Annotated in this window: 20 protein-coding genes and 1 tRNA gene; 11 read left to right on the top strand and 10 right to left on the bottom strand. The window is 45.0% G+C overall.

The window, feature by feature from the left end:
• Positions 1–12: 12 nt before the first annotated feature.
• Entirely contained in the window at positions 13–1,209 is a 1,197-nt protein-coding gene (gene mnmA / locus ACYZ97_RS07260) for a tRNA 2-thiouridine(34) synthase MnmA (protein ID WP_473297803.1), read from the bottom strand.
• Between the two features lie 316 nt (positions 1,210–1,525).
• Between mnmA and sciP the strand changes: the two genes are divergently transcribed.
• On the top strand, positions 1,526–1,801 hold the full coding sequence (sciP, locus tag ACYZ97_RS07265) for a CtrA inhibitor SciP (RefSeq protein ID WP_473297804.1): 276 nt from the start codon (positions 1,526–1,528) through the stop codon (positions 1,799–1,801).
• Between the two features lie 239 nt (positions 1,802–2,040).
• Here the strand turns inward: sciP and ACYZ97_RS07270 are convergent, their stop codons facing one another.
• A complete protein-coding gene (locus ACYZ97_RS07270; protein ID WP_473297805.1) occupies positions 2,041–2,427 on the bottom strand; it encodes a flagellar export protein FliJ in 387 nt (128 codons plus the stop codon).
• A 585-nt stretch (positions 2,428–3,012) separates the two neighbouring features.
• Between ACYZ97_RS07270 and ctrA the strand changes: the two genes are divergently transcribed.
• A complete protein-coding gene (gene ctrA, locus ACYZ97_RS07275; RefSeq protein WP_473297806.1) occupies positions 3,013–3,714 on the top strand; it encodes a response regulator transcription factor CtrA in 702 nt (233 codons plus the stop codon).
• Between the two features lie 57 nt (positions 3,715–3,771).
• Here the strand turns inward: ctrA and chpT are convergent, their stop codons facing one another.
• A complete protein-coding gene (chpT, locus tag ACYZ97_RS07280; protein ID WP_473297807.1) occupies positions 3,772–4,401 on the bottom strand; it encodes a histidine phosphotransferase ChpT in 630 nt (209 codons plus the stop codon).
• Between the two features lie 298 nt (positions 4,402–4,699).
• Between chpT and ACYZ97_RS07285 the strand changes: the two genes are divergently transcribed.
• The 3 genes from ACYZ97_RS07285 to ACYZ97_RS07295 all read left to right on the top strand — a co-directional run bounded on the left by ACYZ97_RS07285 (position 4,700) and on the right by ACYZ97_RS07295 (position 7,618).
• Complete coding sequence (locus tag ACYZ97_RS07285; protein WP_473297808.1) at positions 4,700–5,281, top strand: DUF1134 domain-containing protein; 582 nt, start codon at positions 4,700–4,702, stop codon at positions 5,279–5,281.
• A gap of 126 nt (positions 5,282–5,407) precedes the next feature.
• Positions 5,408–6,145 carry a hypothetical protein gene (locus ACYZ97_RS07290; RefSeq protein ID WP_473297810.1) on the top strand — a complete coding sequence of 246 codons (738 nt, stop codon included), beginning with the start codon at positions 5,408–5,410 and terminating at the stop codon, positions 6,143–6,145.
• A gap of 120 nt (positions 6,146–6,265) precedes the next feature.
• Complete coding sequence (locus ACYZ97_RS07295) at positions 6,266–7,618, top strand: NCS2 family permease (RefSeq protein WP_473297811.1); 1,353 nt, start codon at positions 6,266–6,268, stop codon at positions 7,616–7,618.
• Here ACYZ97_RS07295 and ACYZ97_RS07300 read toward each other — a convergent pair.
• From ACYZ97_RS07300 to ACYZ97_RS07315, 4 genes are all read right to left on the bottom strand, one after another.
• Complete coding sequence (locus tag ACYZ97_RS07300) at positions 7,615–9,774, bottom strand: vWA domain-containing protein (RefSeq protein ID WP_473297813.1); 2,160 nt, start codon at positions 9,772–9,774, stop codon at positions 7,615–7,617. The genes ACYZ97_RS07295 and ACYZ97_RS07300 overlap by 4 nt on opposite strands.
• Positions 9,774–10,280 carry an RNA polymerase sigma factor gene (locus ACYZ97_RS07305; RefSeq protein WP_473300661.1) on the bottom strand — a complete coding sequence of 169 codons (507 nt, stop codon included), beginning with the start codon at positions 10,278–10,280 and terminating at the stop codon, positions 9,774–9,776. The genes ACYZ97_RS07300 and ACYZ97_RS07305 overlap by 1 nt, the downstream gene beginning before the upstream one ends.
• A 64-nt stretch (positions 10,281–10,344) precedes the next feature.
• Positions 10,345–11,463: a DegT/DnrJ/EryC1/StrS family aminotransferase gene (locus ACYZ97_RS07310; protein WP_473297814.1), complete on the bottom strand. Its 1,119-nt coding sequence runs from the start codon at positions 11,461–11,463 to the stop codon at positions 10,345–10,347.
• Between the two features lie 120 nt (positions 11,464–11,583).
• The gene (locus ACYZ97_RS07315) at positions 11,584–12,549 is read right to left on the bottom strand and encodes a Gfo/Idh/MocA family protein (protein ID WP_473297815.1); all 966 of its coding nucleotides are present in this window, start codon (positions 12,547–12,549) and stop codon (positions 11,584–11,586) included.
• A gap of 272 nt (positions 12,550–12,821) precedes the next feature.
• Between ACYZ97_RS07315 and ACYZ97_RS07320 the strand changes: the two genes are divergently transcribed.
• The 3 genes from ACYZ97_RS07320 to ACYZ97_RS07330 all read left to right on the top strand — a co-directional run bounded on the left by ACYZ97_RS07320 (position 12,822) and on the right by ACYZ97_RS07330 (position 14,361).
• A tRNA-Met gene (locus tag ACYZ97_RS07320) sits at positions 12,822–12,898 on the top strand.
• Between the two features lie 21 nt (positions 12,899–12,919).
• Positions 12,920–13,279: an MmcQ/YjbR family DNA-binding protein gene (locus ACYZ97_RS07325; RefSeq protein WP_473297816.1), complete on the top strand. Its 360-nt coding sequence runs from the start codon at positions 12,920–12,922 to the stop codon at positions 13,277–13,279.
• A 128-nt stretch (positions 13,280–13,407) separates the two neighbouring features.
• Positions 13,408–14,361, top strand: a complete 954-nt coding sequence (locus ACYZ97_RS07330) for an aldo/keto reductase (RefSeq protein WP_473297817.1) — start codon at positions 13,408–13,410, stop codon at positions 14,359–14,361.
• A gap of 52 nt (positions 14,362–14,413) precedes the next feature.
• Here the strand turns inward: ACYZ97_RS07330 and ACYZ97_RS07335 are convergent, their stop codons facing one another.
• The gene (locus tag ACYZ97_RS07335; RefSeq protein WP_473297818.1) at positions 14,414–17,476 is read right to left on the bottom strand and encodes an autotransporter family protein; all 3,063 of its coding nucleotides are present in this window, start codon (positions 17,474–17,476) and stop codon (positions 14,414–14,416) included.
• Positions 17,477–17,799: 323 nt separating this feature from the next.
• On the opposite strand from ACYZ97_RS07335, the gene ACYZ97_RS07340 reads away from it, so the two are divergent.
• Positions 17,800–18,582, top strand: a complete 783-nt coding sequence (locus ACYZ97_RS07340) for a 3-hydroxybutyrate dehydrogenase (RefSeq protein ID WP_473297819.1) — start codon at positions 17,800–17,802, stop codon at positions 18,580–18,582.
• A gap of 35 nt (positions 18,583–18,617) precedes the next feature.
• Positions 18,618–19,550, top strand: a complete 933-nt coding sequence (locus ACYZ97_RS07345) for a 3-hydroxyacyl-CoA dehydrogenase NAD-binding domain-containing protein (protein WP_473297820.1) — start codon at positions 18,618–18,620, stop codon at positions 19,548–19,550.
• Positions 19,551–19,594: 44 nt separating this feature from the next.
• Here the strand turns inward: ACYZ97_RS07345 and ACYZ97_RS07350 are convergent, their stop codons facing one another.
• Together ACYZ97_RS07350 and hisD are read right to left on the bottom strand one after the other, a co-directional pair.
• Positions 19,595–20,803, bottom strand: a complete 1,209-nt coding sequence (locus tag ACYZ97_RS07350; RefSeq protein WP_473297821.1) for a pyridoxal phosphate-dependent aminotransferase — start codon at positions 20,801–20,803, stop codon at positions 19,595–19,597.
• 179 nt (positions 20,804–20,982) lie between these two features.
• Positions 20,983–22,293: a histidinol dehydrogenase gene (gene hisD, locus ACYZ97_RS07355; RefSeq protein ID WP_473297822.1), complete on the bottom strand. Its 1,311-nt coding sequence runs from the start codon at positions 22,291–22,293 to the stop codon at positions 20,983–20,985.
• Between the two features lie 763 nt (positions 22,294–23,056).
• Between hisD and ACYZ97_RS07360 the strand changes: the two genes are divergently transcribed.
• Entirely contained in the window at positions 23,057–23,485 is a 429-nt protein-coding gene (locus tag ACYZ97_RS07360) for a hypothetical protein (RefSeq protein WP_473297823.1), read from the top strand.
• The last annotated feature ends 274 nt before the right edge of the window (positions 23,486–23,759 follow it).

Genomic DNA, 23,759 nt, shown 5'->3' on the forward strand with positions numbered 1-23,759 from the left:
ATCTAAATGAAATTAGATGGCATTATCCAGCTCAAAAGATGAAAGCAGTTTTTTCAATAAAACTTCAGCATGCTTCTCGCGCTCACAATGCGCGATAAAACCACCTCCCAATACACGGGCCTCATTGCTATCATCTGTATAAAGCACGCAAGCCTGACCGGGCGCAACGCCGCTTTCCCCCTCGAGTAGTTCAACCGTCAGTGCATCATCCTGCCAGCGAATAATCGCAGGACGCGGTGGGCGAGTCGAACGAACCTTGGCAAAAACCGGTTCGCCTTTGACACCCAAAGTTTCAAGTGCTTTATCACCCAACCAGTTGCAATCCCGCAGCACAATCTTATGGGTTTCAAGTGCCTCACGCGGACCAACAATAACACGGCCATTAGCGGCATCCAGATGCACCACATAAAGTGCCTCACCTGTTGCTATGCCAATACCGCGGCGCTGGCCGATTGTATAATGGACGATGCCGCTATGACGGCCCAATACACGACCGTCAATATGGACAATATCTCCTTCTTGCGCTGCTTCAGGGCGTAATTTAGCAATTATATCGCTATATTTTCCCTGCGGCACGAAACAGATATCCTGACTGTCATGCTTATCGGCAACGACCAATCCCATTTCAGCAGCCAGTTCACGCACCCGCGGCTTAGGCAGCTCTCCAAGAGGAAAACGCAGATAATCGATCTGTTCCTGTGTTGTCGCAAACAAAAAATAACTCTGATCGCGGTCTGCATCAACAGGACGATAAAGAGCGCGATGCGGGCCATTGGCAAGACTGCGTATATAATGGCCGGTAGCCAATGCATCAGCTCCCAGTTCCCGCGCAGTTTCCAAAAGATCCGCAAATTTTACAGTCTGGTTACAGGCGACACAAGGAATAGGCGTCTCACCATGAACATAACTTTCAGCAAAAGGATTAATGACAGCCTCACGAAAGCGCGCTTCATAATCAAGAACATAATGGGGAATACCCAAAGTCTCACTGACACGTCGGGCATCATCAATATCCTGCCCTGCACAGCATGAACCAACACGATGGGTTGCAGCGCCATGATCGTATAGCTGCAAAGTAATGCCGACAACGTCATACCCTTGTTTTTTCAACAAACCTGCAACAACGGAAGAATCTACGCCGCCTGACATAGCGACAACAACACGCGTCGCTTCTGGTGCCTTGGGCAAATCCAGACTATTTAATGACATAATTTTACCTTTATCAATCAGTTCAAGAGCTGATAGCAATATATGCCTTCATATTTTGCATATGGCAGCATACATTCCTGCCCCCAACTTAAAAAAAAAAATAAAAAAAAGAAAGCAATGAAATTTTGGCCTACAAACAAAATAACAACAAAAACAATATAACCCATTGATTTAATTTAACTTATTTAAAATTAGTCTTCTTTTTAAAAGGCTCAAATATTAAGCAAATCTTATCATCAGTTTAGCGCTTTTTTAAAGCTCAGCTGCTAATGTCGTCATTGTGCGATTGGTTCCTTGAGTAAAAGTAGAGAGTACAATGACCGATCTTTTAAGACCGCGAGTAAAATATGTTATCGGCCCGGACGGAAGTCCACTGACCATTACTGATCTTCCGCCTACGAGTACCAGGCGTTGGGTTATCCGCCGCAAGGCAGAAGTAGTGGCAGCAGTCAGAGGCGGCCTCTTGAGCCTTGATGAGGCATGTCAGCGTTACACGTTGACAGTTGAGGAGTTTCTATCATGGCAAAGTTCAATTGATGAACATGGCCTTGCTGGATTACGTACCACGCGTATTCAGCAATACCGCCATTAAATCAAAAACACGATACCATATCCATAAAAACGGCCGGATTAATCATCCGGCTGTTTTTTTAAGATATTCTCTTTTTCATCAAAAAGCCGCTTATCAAGCGGCAACAAAATATATCGAAAGCTTTTACATACTTCGGATATTTAATGGGCAGTATTACAACAATCACCTACTTAAAAACGAAAAGAAAAAGGCTGCATAGTCCCCCTATACAGCCTTCAACCTATATTCTTTAGTCCTGATTAGCCAATCATCGAACGGCGCTGGACAAAAACAATCTCGTCTTCACTTAGAGCACGGCCATCGCGCTCCTCAAGAGCTTGAGCGCGTTCCAATTCTGCTTCTGCTTCATGCAACGCAATTTCGGCACTGGCTTTTTGGATATGCAAATCACGGATGGAATTGATCAAATTTTCACGACGATTGCGAGCTGCGGCGGCAAAAGTCGGATAGGCAAAATGATTTATATCTGTAATGCCCGCCTTTTTTTCTTCCTGCGCAATCTGCAATTCAAGTTCGCCGGACATACGCTCAAACTCGGCTATCATCATATCAAGCTGAGCCAATTGCCGACGTTTTTCACGTACCTGAAACAACTTCAACCGAACAACACTATCACGCGGCTTCATACACTTTACTCCCTCACACATGTTAAACATGTTTACGCAAACTCATACCGGACAAAAAACACCACCTCACATCTATCTATTTTTGACACAAGTGATTCGGCCTTTATCCGTTTTTTTCCATTTCAATATGGTTCAGATACGTCAAAAGAGACTTTTATCCCCTCTTGAACGAACCTAATTTTAACGGTCTGACGATAATCTACATGACGAGACTTAAGGCTCGGTAAACAGAAAAAATATTTTTTATATGCGAAAAAGCATGAGTCTGATGAATCACTTAAGTTAATTTCTTAATGTAAAATTAATACCTCTATAAGCGGTAGATTCACTCATGAATCAATAAGGTACACTGATTCTTTTATATTTATTTTTATTAACCTCTTGCCAAAAAGAATCATATTTTGTTAACCATTTCCGTGCATTCTCAATTTCAAAGGCAACGACTGTTCCGCGTGCTGCCGAAAATTGGTTTTTATCTGCAAGGGATAGATAGAAAGCAATCATTTTAGGTTTGAGCTGGCCGGTCCGTAATCAACCGGCAGTTTTATTATGAACACCCATCGGGTGGCGGAAAGGGGATTACCAATGCGCGTATTATTAATCGAGGACGACAGTGCAACCGCACAAAGCATCGAACTGATGCTCAAGTCTGAAAGCTTTAACGTATATACAACAGATCTCGGCGAAGAAGGTGTCGATCTGGGCAAACTTTATGATTATGACATCATTCTGCTGGATCTTAACTTGCCTGACATGTCCGGCTATGAAGTATTGCGCACATTACGTCTATCAAAAATCAAGACACCTATTCTTATCCTGTCCGGCATGGGCGGCATTGAAGATAAAGTGCGTGGTCTCGGTTTCGGTGCCGATGACTATATGACAAAACCCTTCCATAAAGACGAGCTTGTCGCCCGTATTCACGCCATTGTACGCCGTTCCAAAGGGCATGCACAATCTGTCATCACAACCGGTGATCTGGTTGTCAACCTTGACGCCAAAACTGTTGAGATTGCTGGCCATCCGGTTCATCTTACAGGCAAAGAATACCAGATGCTCGAATTGTTGTCGCTACGCAAAGGCACAACATTGACTAAGGAAATGTTCCTAAACCATCTTTATGGCGGCATGGACGAACCGGAACTGAAAATTATCGACGTTTTCATCTGCAAACTGCGCAAAAAACTAGATTCGGTCTCGGGCGGAATCAATTATATAGAAACCGTTTGGGGACGCGGTTATGTACTGCGTGAACCAATGGGCGAGACATTGCGCGAAACTGCGTAATTTATAATATGCTTCAATAAAAAACCCGCCATTATGGCGGGTTTTTTATTGCCATTTTTATCCAACACGAAAAATAATTTCTTCTGCCTTCACTTCTATCTTGATCGCCATATTACTCATATCAGCCAGCAACTGCGTATAATAAAACTGGATTGAATGAGCATCGACCGGTTCTTCAGGAATGGCACCAGAATGAAGTTCCAAAAACTTCGGTGGTACACGTAACATCTTACCGCTGACCACCAATGTAAAACTAACATTTTCGCCCTCTCCCGCAATCGTCAAACCGATATCACCACCACGCGGAATAGAAGCGTTGGCCAAAAGTACAAGATTAAGTAGCAATTTGACCTTATTCTTAGGCAGCAAAAGCCGTGGCCCATGCCAGGCAAGATTGGATTTTTCATTGGCTATAAAGTTCTGTGCAACATTCTCGGCATCGCCTGTATCGATCTCGCTACCGGCAGAACCCGCAGCCCCAAATGCAATACGCGCCAACTGCAAACGTGCCGAAGCATTAGCTGCTGACATGCGGATTAGTTGCAATGCATCTTCTTCCGCGCCCCCCTCGTCATAAAGCTCCATCGCGTTGGCAATGGCACCAACCGGTGAAATAAGATCATGGCAGATACGACTTGCGAGCAAAGCGGCAAGATCGGCTGCAGAAAGAGTGACTGAAAGAGGCATAGAAAACTCCGATGATTCGTTTATCCCATAAGAACTGGAAATGATCGAAGTTTCAATGCCGCCGCATCTATGCCGCAAGGAGAAGATAATTTTTCTTGTGGGTTTAACGCCTATCAAAAAATAGGAAGCCGCTTTCAAGACAAATAATGCAGCAAACAAATATTTGAACAGCATATTGCATGAATTCAATAATCCGTAACATACATTAAGACTTTAAATAGCTTTGCTCCTTAAACTGGAAGATGAGTCGGGTATTTACCCATAAAGAAACCAATTCTGGCAGCAGAAAGGTAAAGATATGACCATTTCACCCCTGTCAATGTCGCTACGTATTGCGGCTGTCATCCTATCGCTGGTATTTATATCCGTCGGCACAGCCGCAGCGCAGAACCAGAATAATCAATACAGCTCACAGGAAATCGTTGATTCCGGTCACCGGTTCTTTGGTGAGACATCCGGTGGCCTAGCCACAGCCATTGAAAACATCTTTTCAAAATACGGATTGCCCAACGGTTATATCCTGGGAGAAGAAGGATCCGGCGCCTTTGTTGGTGGCCTGACCTACGGCGAGGGCACTCTCTACACCAAGAATATCGGTGATCATAAAACCTTTTGGCAAGGCCCCTCGATTGGTTGGGACTTTGGCGGACAGGGCTCACGCCTGATGATTCTTGTTTATGATCTTGATAATTTGAATAGCCTTTGGGGACGTTTTGCCGGTGTTTCAGGCTCTGCCTATCTGGTAGCCGGTGTCGGTTTTAATGTTCTCAAACGCAAAAACGTACTGCTTGTTCCTGTTCGCACCGGTGTCGGCGCCCGCCTCGGCGTCAATATCGGCTATCTCAAGCTGACACCCAGCGCAACATGGAATCCGTTCTAAACATATCATCCGCTAAATAAAGAATGAGGCATTGCTTTTAAAAGGCAATGCCCATTTAAAAAAAAGCTACTTTTTGCTAAAAGATCGAAATGTTTTTTTAAATGACATATCCGACAGGGCATTTTAATGATCATCCAATCCGTACTTTTCTTCATTCTCGGTGTTGTCGTTACAGTCTTTCTATTGACACTTTGTGCCCCTATTCTCTGGCGTCGTGCGCTTTATTTGGCCCGCAAAATTGTCGAAACAAATGTACCAATTTCCTTACGTGAAGTAGAAGCAGACCGCGACTTTCTTCGTGCAAAACACGCAATTGCACTGGTGCGCGAACGCGAAATGCGTCTGGCCGTTGAAAAGCAGAATGGTGAACAGAAAGTCCGCCTCAGCCTTGCCAAAGAACAAGCCTATCATCTGGGCGAACTAGAGCTAAAAAATGCAGAACTTCAAGACCTGTTGCAGGAAGCTCGTGAAGAGCTTGCCACAGAAAAAGAACTGAACGCCCATATTGAAAATATACAGGGAACAAGCATTGAAGAGCTCCGCAGCCAGATCATGCAAAACCATCTAGACCGCGCCGACATTGCAAACAACGAAGCACAAATCAATGCCTTGCATGAAGAAAATGAAAAATTGCGCCAACAATTACAAAACGCAATATCTTCCAATGGCGAAAATCCTGACAAGGATATGTTGGACGCATTACGTGAAGATATTAAAACGCTTGCAGCCAACATTGTGGCCCAAACAATGCAGGCAGAAGGCAAAACATCGCCGATTATTGCCCTGACACAATCCGCAACAGGCTCATCGAGCCTTGCCGCTCGCATCAAAAAATCCGCTGCAGCACTGGATAAATCCGCCTGAGCGTGTCAAATATCTGTGAATCATCTAAGGCCGACGCGCTATATTTTCACTCCACCTCTAACGATTAAAACCAATCTCCCTTAATCTTCGCGTGATTATCGACAAGAAGGTTTATTGAGCATGTTGGAAAAGCTGTTTCGGTTACAGGAAAAAAAGACCAGTGTTGGCACCGAAGTGACTGCCGGACTGACAACCTTTTTGACCATGTCCTATATTCTGGCTGTCAATCCTATCATCCTTAGCGAAACCGGCATGGATAAGAATGCCGTTTTTGTTGCAACATGCACCGCCGCTATTATCGGCACACTGATCATGGCCTTTGTTGCCAATTGGCCGGTTGGTATGGCACCCGGTATGGGACTGAATGTATTTTTTGCAACAATCGTTCTGTCACCGGAAATGGATTACACATGGCAGCAAGCTTTAGGGGCTGTTTTCATTTCGGGTATTATATTTTTTATTCTGACAGCCACCGGTGTACGTAAATGGCTCATCGAAGGGGTTCCACAATCCTTGCGCAGTGCAATTGCAGCAGGTATCGGCATGTTTCTAGCGATTGTCGCCCTGAAAAGTGCTGGCGTTATAAAAGCCGACCCGCACACAATGGTTGCACTTGACGATGTCACTCAAACAGCTCCGCTTTTAGCCGGCCTCGGTCTACTGATCATTGTGCTGCTTGAATCCTTTAAAATTCGTGGTTCTATTCTTATAGGCATACTGGTCGTCACCATTATTTCTTTCGTGACCAATCCTGATAGCCTGGCAAAGATAATCGAAAGCGGACCTGTATCCCTTCCCCCATCCATTGCTCCAACCTTTTTGCAGCTGGATATAAAAGGCGTTCTTCACACGGGTCTGTTCCATGTCTTGCTGGTCTTTGTGCTGGTCGAAATTTTTGATGCCACAGGCACATTGATCGGTGTCGGCAAGCGAGCCGGATTAATTGAAGAAGGAAAGCCCAACACATTGGGACGGGCGCTCTTTGCCGATAGCGGAGCCATTCTGGCAGGCTCTCTTATTGGTACCAGCTCGACAACCGCCTATGTCGAAAGTGCAGCCGGTGCAGCAGCAGGCGGACGCACCGGACTAACGGCGCTAGCCATTGCTTTTTTCTTTGCTCTGGCCTTGTTCTTTGCTCCTGTTTTTACATCCATTCCGGCCTATGCCACAGCACCGGCACTGATCTTTGTTGCCAGCTTGATGATGCGTGAATTTGTCGATATCAAGTGGGATAATTTTACTGACAGTGTACCCGCAGCACTTACAGCATTAATGATGCCGTTAACCTACTCCATCGCCAATGGGCTGGCTTTCGGCTTCATCAGCTATGCCCTATTGAAAAGTTTCAGTGGCAAGTGGCGGGAAGTCCATCCTGCCACTTGGGTAATTGCCGCCCTTTTTGTCATCCATTTCCTCGACAAAGCCGATAAACTTTCAACAATCTACAACGGTATTGCTATGTGGTTTTCTTAATGATTAAGACTTTTAGCAAGATCAACCAGCGATATAAAACCTGAACGATAACCGGATGGATCATCACCACGTGCCTTCACGGCCATATCCCTAATCGCGTCATAGCTATAATCCTGCAACTGATCGATACCGCGCAGCTTTTGTGCAAAAGCGGCAACTGAAACCGAGAAACGCACATCCTGTGGGGCTACATCAAAGCTCTGCACCATTTGCGCCTTTGTTACCGGTGTCTCAATCAACTGGCTTTTATCACTATCCGGCTGTTTGTAGCGTATCCGCAGGAAAGCAAGTTCCTGATTGTTATTGTCAGACTTTTCTGTAGGCTGATAACGTAAATCGTCACGTAAACGTGCAGGACTATCTACCGGTGTTATTTCATAGATAGCCGTCACCTTATGACCGGATCCAATATCACCAGCATCCACCTTGTCATTGTTAAAATCCTCACGTGCAAGCGCACGGGTCTCATAACCGATCAGGCGATATTCGGCAATTTTATCAGGATTGAACTCGACCTGAATTTTCACATCCTTGGCAATGGTAAAGAGATTGCTGCCTGCACCTTCAACCAGCACCTTGCGTGCTTCTGAAAGGTTATCAATATAGGCGGCAACGCCATTGCCGTTCTGTGCCAATGTCTGCATCATGGCATCTTGATAGTTGCCCATGCCGAAACCCAGCACCGATAGAAAAATACCATCCTTGCGCTCTTTTTCAACCAGCGTTTTCATTTCGTCATCACTGGAGGCACCTACGTTGAAGTCACCATCTGATGCCAGAAAAATACGGTTGACGCCATCTTTGATAAAGCCCTTACGTGCTTGGTCATAGGCAAGCTTCAAACCGTCACCACCTGCTGTACCTCCACCGGCTTCAAGCCGATCCAATACATCAATAATTTTCTGTTTATTGGCAACAGACGTCGATTCCAGCGCAGTCGAAGCATCGCCCGCATAGGTGACGATAGAAACCTTGTCTGTCGGTTTGAGCTGATTCAGCAGCATTTTAAGCGACGTTTTCAGAAGTGGTAGGCGGTCAGCCGAATACATAGAACCGGAAATATCAATCAAAAACACCAGATTAGCATTCGGTGTTAGCTTCTTGTCCACATCATACCCCTGAATAGCAACATGCATCAACTCTGTCCCTGCTTTCCATGGAGTCGGCATGAGTGTGACCGTGGTACGGAATGGAACTGATTTATCTTCAGGCTTCGGCCAATTATAAGGAAAATAATTGACCATTTCCTCGACCCGCACCGATTGCGGATCAGGCAACTTCCCACCTTCAAGGCTTCTGCGCACATAGGCATAGGAAGCAGTATCGACATCAATCGAGAAGGTTGAAACCGGCTGCTCCTTGACCTGAGTCAGCGGATATTCATTCGCTTTAGGAAAACGGTCACCACTAGATTGAGAAGGATATTGTCGTATATCATCTTCATTCCCACGCGCATCAATACGGGCATATTTTTGTTCTAGAGAATAAGGCTCACCGTCCGTTTTTGCGTCCGCCCTTACTTGTCCGCCAACATAATGTCCCTCCCACTTAAACGGTGGCACAGCCTCATTAAAGGGAACGTCACCAGAAGTAGAAAAGTCGCCCCCCCAGTCGGCGGAGCGCGAAGTAGAATATCTTACTATCTTTGATGTCGATTCTACTTTTGCAGTCTGCTGAGAGTCCGGCATATTTACAACGGCCTCCTTGGCGTGTTCTGTCGACATGTCAGAACCTAATATTGGCGACTGATCACTATTCCCTTTTCTTACTGAATCTGGATATTCAGTCCCAAGAGGGCCAAACGGTGAGTTCCACATCACTGTTACACCGGCCTGTGCTAATAGCTGAGACGATTCTCTTTTAATAAAATGTTGATAGCCATAATAGCCGCCAAACCCCAACACTAGCATAGACGCCAAAGCTGTTCCGCTTGCAAATTTATGGTTCATTGTCTGTCTCCACAGTTGTTTCAATACAACATTGAGACGTTCTCCCATGACCATTCCTTGGGATGACTTTATATTTTTTTGTCTTTCTTTCTCAAAAGCCGATACCGCCTGCGCAATAATATCGTCACGCCGTTTATGATCGGCCTGTGGCGTATTCAAACGGGACAAGGCATCCAGATCAAATTCTTCAAACTTATCTTTCACCATCACGCCACCTCTGTTAATGCAAAAGTTTTCAGCATTTTGCGCGCTTCCATTAACCGCCATGAAATGGTCGATTCCTTGCATCCCAACACTTTTGCAGCCTGAGCATGATTTAAACCTTCGCCATGGACCAGCAATACAGCATCACTCAAATTTTCCGGCAATTGACGCACCAATGCCCATAATTCGTCTACCGCCCCATCATCTGCCTGTTCATGAAGCGGCCTTTCCCGCGCCCATTCGGCACGTTTTGTATGTTCACGTAACTGACGACGTTTTAAATCCCGTACAGCATTGAGTGTTATTGTATAAAGCCATGTACGAAACTGGGCGGTTTTGCGAAAAGACGAAACACAACGTGCCAGACGCATACAGACATCCTGTGTTACATCTTCAGCATCTTCGCGATTAGCGCACCAGCGCCAAGCGACAGAAAAAATAAAGTCATAATGCTGCGCCAAAAGGGCAGTGAACGCCCCTTTATCGCCTTGTATGGCTGCCTCTAACACATCCAACAGTTTTCTCCTGTTTATGGCTTAGACGTCAGCCCGATAGGATTCCTTGATAGGAATTTTATTTTTTATAAAATTGGCGGATTGAATCAATAACCAATGTCTGATCGCTCTCGCTCAGATAGGGCGAGAAAGGCAGACTCAGCACATGATCGGCTGCATAGGTCGAAACCTTCAAGCCGCTCGGTGTCTGTGGATATTTTTTATAGGCCGTCTGCGCATGAAGCGGCTTGATATAATAGATCATGGTGGGAATGGAAGCAGCCTGCAAATGTACTTTCAAAGTATCACGCGCCTCAACCTCAATTGTATATTGGGCAAAAGCCGAACGGCTACTCGCCGGAATTTCCGGCACTTTGACAATATCACGTAACGCATCATTATAGCGCGCCGCAATTTTCGCACGCACTTCCATCTCATCTTCAAGAATAGCCAGTTTTTCAATCAGAATAGCTGCCTGTATCGTATCAAGACGCGAATTAAGACCAATACGCACATTGTCATATTGTGTTTCGCCCTTGCCATGGAAAAGTACCGAACGCAGTGCGTCAGCCAGATCATCATCATCGGTGAACATGGCACCGCCATCGCCATAGCATCCCAAAGGCTTGGCCGGATAGAAACTGGTTGCCGCCACATTGCCGAACGCACCGCACATAGCATTATCCCGTTTGCCGCCAATAGACTGCGCTGCATCTTCAATGACAAAAAGGTTTTCCTTAACAGCAATAGCCGAAATCGCATTATAATCGGCAGGCAAGCCGAAAAGATCAACCGGAATAATCGCCTTGGGTATGAGGCGACCTTCCTTTTTGATCATATCAATAGCGTTGAGCAAGCTTTCAGGATCCATATTATAGGTATCAGGCAGAACATCGACAAAAACCGGTTCTGCGCCAACCAGCGCAACAACTTCGGCCGTTGCGGCAAAAGTAAAACTTGGTACAAAAACAGCATCACCCGGACCAATTTCACGGGCCATAAGCGGCATCATCAGCGCATCTGTCCCGTTGGCACAACCGATTACATGCTTGACACCGACATATTCGGCAAGCTGTTTTTCCAATGTCGCCACTTCCGGCCCAAGAATGAATTTGCCACTTTTAATGACATTTAACACCGCAGTATCAATCTTATTGCTGATACGTTCACGCTGGGCACCAAGGTCGATAAATTGCATGTCGGCTCCAATTTTTGTCATAGATTGAGAATCGCTGATGATATTGTAACGATTTTAAAGACACCACGCCACTAGCGGATGATCACAGATCGATTACCAGTGTAACAGCAATTGTAAAGACTATTTATTTTTCATGGTGTGATCAACACTACCAGCCGTCAAAATTCGCAAAACAGCGACAGCTTCATCACCATTCGTGCGTGGCTCCTGACGTGTCTCGATACAATCAAGAAAATGCTGCAGCTCGCGCGTTAACGGCAAACCTTCAGATATTGCAATATATTCAGGTTCATCGGCAGTAAAAGCCCATTGATTATTATCCTGCCAGACATCGAAGCGATATATGGCCAATTTACGGTTCCATGGCTCAACATCATCAAATACCGCCATCGCCTTTCGACCAACAACAGTCAAACGGCGTTCACGATATGGATTAAGGCGGGAGGCAAACAAATGACTACGCACGCCGCTAGGAAAATTCATATGGACATGGGCAAAATCGGAAAGCTGATCAATAATAGCAGCCCCCTCGCCGCGCACTTCCAAAGGCTCACAACCGGTAATGGCTAAAATCATCGACAGATCATGCGGGGCAAGGTCCCACAAAGCATCACTTTCCGTATGAAACTTTCCAAGCCCCAAACGATGCGAATGAATATAGCGCACCTCACCCAGTTCGCCACTTTTAACAAGCTCAAGCAATTTTTCAAAAGCAGGATGGAAGCGTAACACATGGCCAACCATAAAAATACGGTTCTTATCTTTGGCAACCTGAACTTCCCGCTCGGCATCCGGCACATTTAGCGCAATCGGCTTCTCGACCAAGACATCCTTGCCGTTTTCCATGGCACGAATAGCATTTTCAGCATGGAATTGCGGCGGTAAAGCCAGCACGATTGCATCAATATCAGGACGCGTAAACAGATCATCAACAGCTATGGCCTCAACTTCATGATCGGCAGCAAAGCCTTCTGCACGATGCGGATTGGCATCGGCAACGCCAGCCAGCGCCCCCAGACTTTTCAAGGTGCGTATATGGTTGCTTCCCCAGTAACCACATCCTAATACTGCAACGCGTGACGCCATTCACTTTCTGCCTTTTATCAAAAGCCCCATCTATATGGGTATCTTCCGTTTATATAAGCTCATCACAGTAAATCAAATCATTTCCATTTGCCTACTGTCAAAGAGCGTCATCCCTATAAGGGCCGCGCTCTCAACGGCTTCTATAGTTCCTTAATTGCGATAGTGTGCAATGACAAGAGCTAAAGCGATGAAAAGGATGCTTGACAGCGCTACATATGAACGCTTATACCCGCGCTTGATCTTGAAAAGGAATAACCGTTTCAAGTCCCGATGGCAGAGTAGCTCAGTAGGTTAGAGCAGAGGAATCATAATCCTTGTGTCGGGGGTTCGAATCCCTCCTCTGCTACCATTCTCCAAAATGTAAGAATCAATGTCCCTTTATCTTCGCGATCATTTCAATCAATATGCCATATCGCTACCGTCTGTAACACTTACAGATCAGTGGCATGCACGTATAGCCAAGATTGGTCCGAAGTTTTTTGCTGCTCTTGGTGATCATGACGGTCTATGGAAACATGCCATTATTTTTAAGACGACAGCTGAAAGCTATGAAATCATGTGCACGCAGCCCGGCATTACGCGCGCACCCTATACAAGTTCGACATGGGTTGCTGTGCATCGCGACAGCGATCTCAATGACGATGAGCTGCGCGCCTATATCCGTCAGTCTTACCAGCTTGTCTGCGCCAAGCTGACCCGTAAACAACGCGAAACCTTGCACCTCACCTAGGCCCAGCATCCCCACTCACGAACAGTAAAATATTTTTTGCCTAAAATTGACTTTCAAATCCGGCAATCCTGTTTTTATAATTATCAGCCTGATAATGACATCGCTTTATCGTATAAAAGGTTTGATCCATGAAAAAACGTAAACTTGGCAACACCGGACTAGAAATTGCACCGCTTGTTTTTGGCGGCAATGTTTTTGGGTGGACAGCTGACGAAAAAACCTCCCATCAATTACTCGATGCTCTTGTCGACCTCGGCATCAATGCAATCGACACAGCCGATTCATATTCCCGATGGGTTGAGGGCAATCAGGGCGGTGAATCGGAAACCATTATCGGCAACTGGCTAAAAGCCAACCCTGCCAAACGTGACAAGGTCCTGATTTTTACCAAAGTCGGTTCAGCCATGGACAGTTCCGAGAAAAAAAGCCTGTCGGCCCGTTGGATCGAACAGGAGGTCGAAGCATCATTATGCCGTTTGCAAGTCGATGTTATAGATCTCTATCAATCACACTGGTTTGATCCCGACACGCCTTATGAAGAAACATTGGCCGCTTATGAAAAACTACTCAAAACAGGCAAGGTACGTGCCATCGGTTGTTCAAATCTTGACGCCGAACAGTTAAGCGCTGCTCTAGAGGCAGCCAAAAAAAATAATTTTCCCGCCTATCAGACCCTGCAACCGGAATATAATCTTTATGATCGAACAAGTTTTGATGGGGCACTTCAGGATATTGCGATTAAAAACGGCCTTGGTGTCATTACCTATTATAGTTTGGCATCCGGTTTTCTCTCCGGCAAATACCGCACAAAAGACGATCTTGCCGACCGCGCCCGTGGCAGCCGTGTCGAAAAATATCTCAATCCACGCGGCTGGCGCATTCTAGAAGCTCTGGACACCGTCAGTCGTGCCCATCATGCAACCCCGGCAGAAATTGCTCTGGCATGGATTATGGCTGCCAAGGGGGTGACAGCACCAATCGCCAGCGCCACCAAACTCGAGCAGCTTAAAAGCCTCGTCAAAGCAACTGAGATCAAACTGTCGGCAGAAGATCTGGATATACTTGATCAGGCCAGTGCCTAAAAACAAAAGGATGGCATCATGCCATCCTTTCATCCAATCTTATCAATATCCTTTAAAATTTGGCACGAAACCCGACAGTACCGGCCAGCTGGTAATTATCAACGGCATCATTAAAGGACGAACGGGCTTCTAACTCGCCATAGAGCGCATAAGTACCATTATGCCAACTATAGTCGATGCCAGCAGCGACGCCCCCTTGCGCTTTTTTATTTTTGCTATGAAAATCAACATTAGAGACACTCACCTTGGTACCATCCATAAAATCATAATAAAGATTACTACTAATTGAGAGCTTTAAATGACGCGCCTTGCCGTCATCACCAATCCAATCCTGATCATGCTCGAACCGCAGTCCGGCACGCCCGACTAGACTTTCGGCATTCTTCAAACGGACATCACCACCAACAAAATCCTCAAAGCGATCAAAATCAGCCTTGTTATAGGTCAACTGTATCTGTGGCGTCACCGACCATGATTGCGATATTTCAAAGCGCTTGCCTGTCTCAAGACTCAAGAGATAACCAAATCCCTGATTACCGCCGGCCATATAGCGGTCAAACCCGTTTTCACCATGACGACTGCGCGAATAAATAGAACTATCAAACCACATGGCCTGTGCCACTGCGTCAACATAAAACCCGTTATTTCCATACCATGTCAGCGTTCCGCCTAAACCATAGCCGTCTGTTTTAATGGAACCCTGCCCGAAAGACGAAGATATATCGGCACGGGCATGACCATATTGGACATACAAACCACCAATCAATGAACCTTGGTCATTTTCAGCAAGACCAAAATCAAGGCCCATTTTTGTACGCACCATATCAACATCATAGCCGGCTCCGGTTGTACTACCGGGTGAAAATTTAGCCGTCGAACCATCCATTTGTATCCAGAATCCGGTCTGCTGTGCTGCAGCCCCATCAAGAGCCGTATCTATCCACTGGCGTGCAGCAATACGCTGATGCATACTACCGGTCTGGTTCAGAGCCAAAAGGATTTGCGGATATGTCTCATAAAGCGGGGTGGCGGCGCCATAAACCGTTACTGAGCCCGACCCGGATTCAATAGCTCCGCTTTCCTTACTGCCTGATTCTCCCAGTGTTACCATTTGAAGATACCAGCGTTGGCCATCGTCTGCGGTATAGCTCATGCGGTATATATAAGCACCACCAGCGATTACATCTTCGCCCTTATAACGATAATCACCAGCCAAAGAAAAACTATCAGAGCCATATTCGGTACTTCCTGTAACCGAAATAATATTCATATTATTATTTTTCTCTAGATGATCGAGGGTTCCACGATTTTTTACGTAAATCTTCGTCTGCCCATAAACATTTCCATGAATTATAATACGATCAGTCTGCAAAGTATTTTGGGCCGATTTACCGACATTAAAAAACATAGATGCTTTATTGGCACGGTAGTCACCAGTAATATCAAGATAAACAAAACTATCCTGATCGGTTTCAAAATTATTTTGAACAAAAGTCAGGCTGGATGTATCAAGTAACAAATTGCTGAGCGATGTATTACCATCAATCATCCATACCGAACCACCCGAAAGACTAATATTGACCACAGGCTTTGCTGTATTGATAGCATTATGTTTAACAAGCCCCCGCCCGAAAACAACAGCGCCATTATCTGCGACAAGATCAAGACCGGCATTAAAATCCTGCATATTTTCTGAAGATATCAATTCATAAAGGCCCTTTTTTCCTGCCATCATGCCGCCTGATATTGACAAACTGGCAATCCCGCCATTTTTCGAACTGATTGCATAGCCATCTTCTGCGGTAATAAAACTATTGTTTAAAGAAACAGTACCCTGATAGATTGTTCCCTCATCCTCAAGTTGAGGTTTGACAAAAACAATTCCGTTTGCATCAGCACCATTGGAGGCAACAAAAACGTCTTTCAGAGTAACTTGTCCACCTTGTGAAACAACTATACCATGCGAACCGACACCATCGGTTTTTACGATAGTTCCATCCAACTTGATATTTCCGGTTTTTTGGGCATAGACAGCAGATGAGTTTTGACCTGTGGTCGTTACAGTACCACCGGTCATATTGATGGAACCGATTGCAGCAAAAAGACCAAACGAAGCTTCCCCTTCGGTCTTGATATTAACCTTCTCAAGATCAATAAGCGAGCCACCGGCATTACTTTGTACGCCATGGGCACTTTTACCTAGCGTCGAAACACTGGAGTTACGGGCATAGATATAACCGCCATTGATACCATCACTATTGGTTAAAAGCCCACGCGCACCATTGCCTATCGTCTTGACGCTTACATTATCAATATAGACTTGTGAATCCTTTAATTGTGAATATATACCATAACCAGCATCACTCGATGTTTCAATAATTCCATTTTGAAGATGGACAATACCGCCAAGCTCGCTCTGAACCCCTACACCCACCGCATTAATCTTGAAATTATTCAGTTCAACCTGGCTACCTGCTTTGAGGCCTCTACCGCTGACATGTAATCCGATACTCCCTCCCTGAATTTTAACGTTGCTCAAATTAACACGATTGATACCGTTTATGACTTGAAGACCTGTTCCATATCCAATGATCTCGACATTACTGCCTTCTATAGTCGTTGGCGTAACCATTGAGCCACCAGAATTAGTTCCCAAACCAATCTGCTGACCTTCTACTATAACCCGCCCGCTTTCACCGTCAAAAAATAGCGAACCGCCACCGCCAACATATACAGCTGTATCGCCCGATGATTGAATGACACTGCCCCCCCCGACAACGACCATGCCGCCATAAACATGAAGACCGATATAACTGCCGCTTATAAGACTATTTCCTGATATTGTTGCCCGTGCTTTATCTTCAACGGCAAGCCCGATCTGACCGCTAATATTAACCGAGTGACCAGAAAATGACGTTCCGTCCTTACTAAACCTCAGCGTGTATCCGTCGGATGCCTCAAATCTTGTATTGTCATAAATATGTTGACCACTTGTCCAATCTTGCTTTCCAAGGTTTTCGGAAGCTGAAGCGACCATTGGAATAAAGGTTGATGACAGCGCCAAAACTATAAAAGAAGGCACAATTCGAGTGGTGTTTTTAGTTGTAAAAGGCATAATAATTTCCCCGCTTGCAATGAAGGGAAAACGCCAAGCCACCCATTTGGTTGCACAAAAAAAATTATTTATTTATGCAACCAAAACGCATTTCATGTGTTTTGCTTCGTTAAACTGTAAAGTCAGCAATATCGCATAGGCCGTTTTATATAGAACCCTCCTCCCCCGGCTGACACACTCTGTAGGCATGGCCTTGACACGGATATCTCAGCCATCGCCCGTCCATAGCAAACAACAATTATCACTTAAAATATACCAGACTTTATCTTTCCAATGATCTATGTTGCGATGATATTATAATGAAACGCATCAAGGAGGGAAAAATGCTCAAAGGTAAGAATGCTCTTATTACAGGTTCCACCAGTGGTATCGGCCTTGGCTACGCAAAAGCCTTTGCCAAAGAAGGTGTCAATATTGTCATCAACGGTTTCGGTGAACCCGCGCAAATCGAAGAAGAGCGCAAGATGCTCGAACAGGACTATGGTGTCAAAGCGCTTTATTCACCCGCTGACCTGACGAAACCTGACGAAATCGAAAAAATGGTTGCGGAAGCAGAAGCTACGCTGGGCAGTATCGACATCCTCATCAATAATGGCGGTATCCAGCATGTTGCTCCAATCGATGAATTTCCAGTTGATAAATGGAATATGATCATCGCCATTATGTTATCATCTGTTTTTCATACAATGCGTTGTGCGCTGCCAGGTATGAAAAAAAGAAAATTCGGCCGTATCATCAATACAGCATCCGCCCATGGACTGATCGCCTCTCCCTTCAAATCGGCCTATGTATCGGCAAAGCATGGCGTGATCGGCCTGACAAAAACAGCGGCACTGGAAGTGGCGCAAGATAATATTACTGTCAACGCGATCTGCCCCGGTTATGTATTGACGCCTTTGGTCAGAGACCAGATTCCCGCCACAATGAAAGCCCGCAACATGACCCGCGAGCAGGTCATCAATGATGTCATGCTAGCAGTGCAGCCGACAAAAAAGTTCGTCACAATCGAAGAAGTCGCGGCAACAGCCGTATTTCTGGCACAAGAAACTTCGGGTTCGATCACCGGTACCCATATTTCTATTGATGGCGGCTGGACAGCCACCTGATTACTTTGAACCGTCAATAATAATAGGAAAACAAAATGGCTATTAAAAACATTACAGTCATCGGCACAGGGACCATCGGTAAAAGCTGGATACTTTTTTATCTGGCTAACGGCTTTCATGTTACTGCCTATGATGTTGACAAACAGGCCGATGAAAAGATTGTCAGCTTCATTAAAGAAAACTGGAAAAGCCTACCCCAATCTACAGTTAAACAAGAAGAGGCATTGGCACATTTCCAATTTTCAAACAATATTGAAACGGCATTGGAAAACGCAGATTTTGTTCATGAAAACGGGCCTGAAAACCTCTCTTTCAAACAACAGCTATTTGCCCAGATCGATGATCTGGTTGATCCCAGTACACCGATTGCTTCCAGTACATCCGGCATCCCGATGAGCGATATGCAAAAAGCCATCCACAACCATCCCGAACGGTTTCTGATCGCCCATCCGTTTAATCCTCCCCATATCATGCCGCTGGTTGAAATAGTCGGTGGTAGCAAAACAACGCCCGCCATCCTTGAACGCATGACCACTTTTTATAATGATCTGGGCAAACGCGCCGTCCTGATCAAAAAAGAGCTTCCCGGCCATGTCGCCAACCGTATTGCATGGGCGCTCTGGAAAGAAGTGCTTTGGCTAATACAGGAAGATGTTATCAGTGTTTCCGATGTCGATGCCGTTGTAGAATCCGGCCCCGGTCTACGCTGGGGTGTTATGGGCCCTAACCTGCTTTATCACCTTGGCGGCGGCACCGGCGGGCTTGCTCATTTCCTTGATCAATTTGGTGATCTATGGAATGAGGAATTCATAAAAATGAAAAATCCGGAGCTGGATGCAAATTTACGCCAAAAGGTCATTGCCGGTGTCCATGAAGAAGCCGGAAAAAGAACGATTAAAGACCTTGAAGAACAACGCAACAAAGTTCTGCTGGGACTGATCGCGCTCAAAAAAGAAGCCGGTCTTTAAAAAATATAAAAGGCCCATTCAGGGCCTTTGTCTTTTTAGAATGATCAGGACGAAAGCTTCTCGCAAGCCGCCTTGATACGCTTGCAACCCTCTTCAATTGTTTCCAGCGATGTTGCAAAAGACAAGCGAAGATAAGGCGACAAGCCGTAAGAAGTGCCATCCATAACAGCAACATTGGCCACATCCAGAAAATACATTGTCACATCAAGATCATTGGCCAATATCTGTCCTAACGGTGTCTTTTTACCAATCAATCCTGCAACATTGGGATAGACATAGAAAGCACCTTCAGGTGTAAGACATGAAATGCCATCGACATCATTCAACAACTTTACAATCAAATCACGCCGTTGTTTATAGACAGCGCGCATTGCCTCAACCGGCTTGAAATCGCCGTCAAGAGCAGCTGCCGCAGCTGCCTGACACATAGCCGCTGCACAGGTCGTGCTCTGTCCCAATAACTTGACAATGGCTGCAACCAGCGCCTTGGGGCCACCTGCATAACCGATACGCCAGCCAGTCATGGCATAGGCTTTGGAGACACCATTAATCAGCAAGCACCGATCGGCAAAGGATGGATCGACTTTCAACGGCGTAACATGACGAATACCATCATAGGTTAGATGCTCATAGATATCATCTGTCATAATGGCAACATCGGGATACCGGCGCAAAACATCCAGCAAAGCCTTCAACTCGGCCTCGGAATAAACAGCACCGGTTGGATTGGACGGTGAATTAAGAACCAGCCATTTTGTACGTGGCGTAATAAGCTTTTCCAGCTGATCGGGCAAAAGTTTGAAATGATTGTTTTCACCACAGACAGCAATGACCGGCACGCCGCCATTGACTTCAACAATATCAGGATAGGAAACCCAATAAGGAGCTGGAATAATAACTTCATCACCTTCATCAAGGGTAGCCGCAAACGCTTCAAAAATAAGCTGTTTGGCACCAATGCCGACAACAATATTATTCTTGTCGAAAGATACGCCGTTTTCACGTTGAAATTTACGACAGATCGCTTCACGCAAGGCATCTGTACCGGCTGTTGCCGTGTAATGTGTATCATGCGCCTTCAATGCATCGATAGCTTTTGCCGTAATCGCATCAGGCGTAGAAAAATCCGGTTCGCCAATCGTAAAATCAACAATATGGCGTCCTTGAGCCTCAAGCTCCCTGACACGGGCTTTCGCTGCAATACTGGCAGAGGGTTTAAGCTTTGTGACACGGGCAGAGAGCTTGATTGGCATTGTTGTTTTCCTAAAATAAGCAATAAAACGATCTCTACAGATTAACCTGTATATCCATTCAGAAAACCGATAAAAACTTATATAGATCCATCTATTTTAGGAATAACCATATCTATCGTCACCACACGAAGACAATACGAAGTCCTTGATTGAGACTTTCGAAAAGTCCAGTATGGCGATCATCGGGCCGCCTTTCCATATTCGACATTATCACCGCCGTAACGACGCACCCGCACATTAGCCTGCTCGGCATGTCCAACAAAGCCTTCAAGCAAACAAAGCCGTGAACAATAACGCCCAATATTGGCAGCCGCTTCATCTGTCATGATCCGTTGATAGGAATGGGTTTTCAAAAACTTGCCCACCCAAAGACCACCTGTATAACGACCGGCCTTTTTGGTCGGCAATGTATGGTTGGTACCAATCACCTTATCACCATTGGCAACATTGGTTCTAGGCCCCAAGAACAAAGCACCATATTGTGTCATATTGTTCAGGAACCAGTCATCGCGATCAGTCATGACCTGCACATGTTCCGAAACAATATCTTCCGAAACCTGCAACATTTCTTCATAACTGTCACAAAGAACAATCTCGCCATAATCACGCCAGCTGGCAGATGCCAATTCTGCGGTTGGCAGGATTTTCAAAAGACGATCTATTTCCGCCAAGGTACTATCAACCAGCTTACGCGAATTGGTAACAAGTACTGCCGGAGAATTCAAACCATGCTCAGCCTGCCCCAACAAATCTGTCGCAACCATTTCACCATCCACAGTATCGTCGGCGATCACCATCGTCTCTGTCGGACCGGCAAAAAGATCAATACCCACACGGCCATAAAGCTGACGCTTGGCTTCTGCGACAAAAGCATTACCCGGGCCAACCAACATCGTAACCGGATCAATTGTTTCTGTACCAAGAGCCATAGCACCAATAGCCTGTATTCCCCCCATGACATAAATCTCATGGGCGCCGGCCATATGAAGCGCCGCAATAACAGCCGGATTGGGCGCACCATGGAAAGGAGGCGTAGCGGCAATGATACGCGGCACACCGGCAACAGAAGCCGTCAGCACCGACATATGGGCCGAAGCAACCATAGGATATTTGCCACCCGGCACATAACAGCCGACCGATTGAACAGGAATATGCTTATGGCCAAGAATGACACCGGGCAATGTCTCAACCTCGACATCCAACATACTGGCACGTTGCGCTTCTGCAAAACGACGCACCTGTGCTTGGGCAAATTTGATATCTTCAATATCGGCGGGAGAAACCTGCGTAATTAGGTCATCGATTTCTTTCTGGCTGAGCTTAAACGAAGCTGGCGAATATTTATCAAATTTCTCGCTCATCGCGCGCACGGCCTTATCACCATTTTCGGCAATATCGCGCAATCCGGCTTCAACAATCTCACGCACCTTAAGATCATCACTGCCGCGTTCTGTTTCAGACTTACCGCGTTTGATATATTGAATAGCCATTACAATTTTCTCCTCTTAAAATGCAACCTTTTCGCCACCGTTACACAGCAATTTGCCAACCAAAGAGGCAATGCGTCCAGATCGTATATAACAATAAACCGGTTGAACCCAAACAAAAAAGCAACCCGAAATGAATGACAAAAAGAGTGGTTGGACAACCTCAGAAGAAAGAAGAATTAATATAGATGGCCTAGTCAGAATAATTTTGTATTTTGCAGGTGGTTTGATATTTTTAGAGGATGAGCAAGTCAGATCCTTTCAAATATTACAAAACGTCGCCCGAAATCATCCGCTTGGCGGTGATGGTTTATGTGCAGTATTCGTTAAGTGTAACTAGTCAACAATATTATTGAAAATAACCTCTTCATAATGTGTATTCTTCTTGTGCTGTCCGGCAGCACATGACCGTCTCTATATCAGTCAGCATGACAGTTTTATTCCGTTTGTTATCAAGTGACGGTTGAAAAACAACGCCTGCAAGTCCTGATCCCGATGATCAAGATGATAATAACAATGTTAGTCGCGGTGAATAAAACAAGCAAGATAGACAACGAGCCAATGACCTTGGTTATGGTAGAAGAATTCCAGCGCAAAAAGTACCATTTGATTCTCATAAGCAACAGATATTTACAAATGGAAGAAACTTTATAACTAGAGATTCTGATAGACATAAAGTAACGGATGACTGGAAAATGTTTGACAGAAATGGAAAGAGATTAGGAACTAATAATAGCGATTTAACTATTAGGGGAGGTGATTGAAAATGTTTAGATTATCCTTAAAAGATAATAAAAAAAAGTATTTAGATGGCACTATAATTATTAATGATTTTAAAGAATCGTTTACAGCCAGCTCTACCTTCTACAAAGAGCATGATTATTATAAATCATGGAAGAGGACTATAGAATTGCTATTGAAGAGAAAAAAAAGTTACTTTCTCGTTAATGTTGGCAATCCAGATAATTCAAACTGGTATTCATCTTGGTCTGTATATTTAGTAAATGAATATGTATATTTACAAAACATGATGTTTTTTTCAGAAAAATTTAATTTAAATGATGTTTTAATGTTTAATATTGAATTAAGTGAATTGTTTTTTAGAAATGAATATGGTGATACAATTTCCACATGGAAAACGAAACTGGAATATTTGCTTTCATACTATGAGGAATTAAATGAACTATTGAAATGATTTTTTAAATTGTGTAGAAATAACAGGAGGGGGAATTGCCCCCTAACAGCTGGATATCTTTATGGTTTTGATTTGAACGTGATAAACACGCGCGGCAATTTGGACATTCATGCCGATACGATCAACGATTTCAAAGAAAATATCATTGTCAGTGACATTGTCAAAATAACTTTGCCTTTGGTGGGTAGTATAAACATTAAAGTAATAGTTGAACCATACGGTGAAGGAATAATTACAGCTTATCCAAAAGGATAATTGATAATGGACGTGTCAA

Source organism: Bartonella sp. bp_1 (assembly GCF_055808085.1).

Bases quoted from the DNA above. Each gene is read 5' to 3' on its own strand.
- mnmA (WP_473297803.1), bottom strand. From the start codon at position 1,209: ATGTCATTAAATAGTCTGGATTTGCCCAAGGCACCAGAAGCGACGCGT.
- sciP (WP_473297804.1), top strand. From the start codon at position 1,526: ATGACCGATCTTTTAAGACCGCGAGTAAAATATGTTATCGGCCCGGAC.
- ACYZ97_RS07270 (WP_473297805.1), bottom strand. From the start codon at position 2,427: ATGAAGCCGCGTGATAGTGTTGTTCGGTTGAAGTTGTTTCAGGTACGT.
- ctrA (WP_473297806.1), top strand. From the start codon at position 3,013: ATGCGCGTATTATTAATCGAGGACGACAGTGCAACCGCACAAAGCATC.
- chpT (WP_473297807.1), bottom strand. From the start codon at position 4,401: ATGCCTCTTTCAGTCACTCTTTCTGCAGCCGATCTTGCCGCTTTGCTC.
- ACYZ97_RS07285 (WP_473297808.1), top strand. From the start codon at position 4,700: ATGACCATTTCACCCCTGTCAATGTCGCTACGTATTGCGGCTGTCATC.
- ACYZ97_RS07290 (WP_473297810.1), top strand. From the start codon at position 5,408: ATGATCATCCAATCCGTACTTTTCTTCATTCTCGGTGTTGTCGTTACA.
- ACYZ97_RS07295 (WP_473297811.1), top strand. From the start codon at position 6,266: ATGTTGGAAAAGCTGTTTCGGTTACAGGAAAAAAAGACCAGTGTTGGC.
- ACYZ97_RS07300 (WP_473297813.1), bottom strand. From the start codon at position 9,774: ATGGTGAAAGATAAGTTTGAAGAATTTGATCTGGATGCCTTGTCCCGT.
- ACYZ97_RS07310 (WP_473297814.1), bottom strand. From the start codon at position 11,463: ATGCAATTTATCGACCTTGGTGCCCAGCGTGAACGTATCAGCAATAAG.
- ACYZ97_RS07315 (WP_473297815.1), bottom strand. From the start codon at position 12,549: ATGGCGTCACGCGTTGCAGTATTAGGATGTGGTTACTGGGGAAGCAAC.
- ACYZ97_RS07325 (WP_473297816.1), top strand. From the start codon at position 12,920: ATGTCCCTTTATCTTCGCGATCATTTCAATCAATATGCCATATCGCTA.
- ACYZ97_RS07330 (WP_473297817.1), top strand. From the start codon at position 13,408: ATGAAAAAACGTAAACTTGGCAACACCGGACTAGAAATTGCACCGCTT.
- ACYZ97_RS07335 (WP_473297818.1), bottom strand. From the start codon at position 17,476: ATGCCTTTTACAACTAAAAACACCACTCGAATTGTGCCTTCTTTTATA.
- ACYZ97_RS07340 (WP_473297819.1), top strand. From the start codon at position 17,800: ATGCTCAAAGGTAAGAATGCTCTTATTACAGGTTCCACCAGTGGTATC.
- ACYZ97_RS07345 (WP_473297820.1), top strand. From the start codon at position 18,618: ATGGCTATTAAAAACATTACAGTCATCGGCACAGGGACCATCGGTAAA.
- ACYZ97_RS07350 (WP_473297821.1), bottom strand. From the start codon at position 20,803: ATGCCAATCAAGCTCTCTGCCCGTGTCACAAAGCTTAAACCCTCTGCC.
- hisD (WP_473297822.1), bottom strand. From the start codon at position 22,293: ATGGCTATTCAATATATCAAACGCGGTAAGTCTGAAACAGAACGCGGC.
- ACYZ97_RS07360 (WP_473297823.1), top strand. From the start codon at position 23,057: ATGTTTAGATTATCCTTAAAAGATAATAAAAAAAAGTATTTAGATGGC.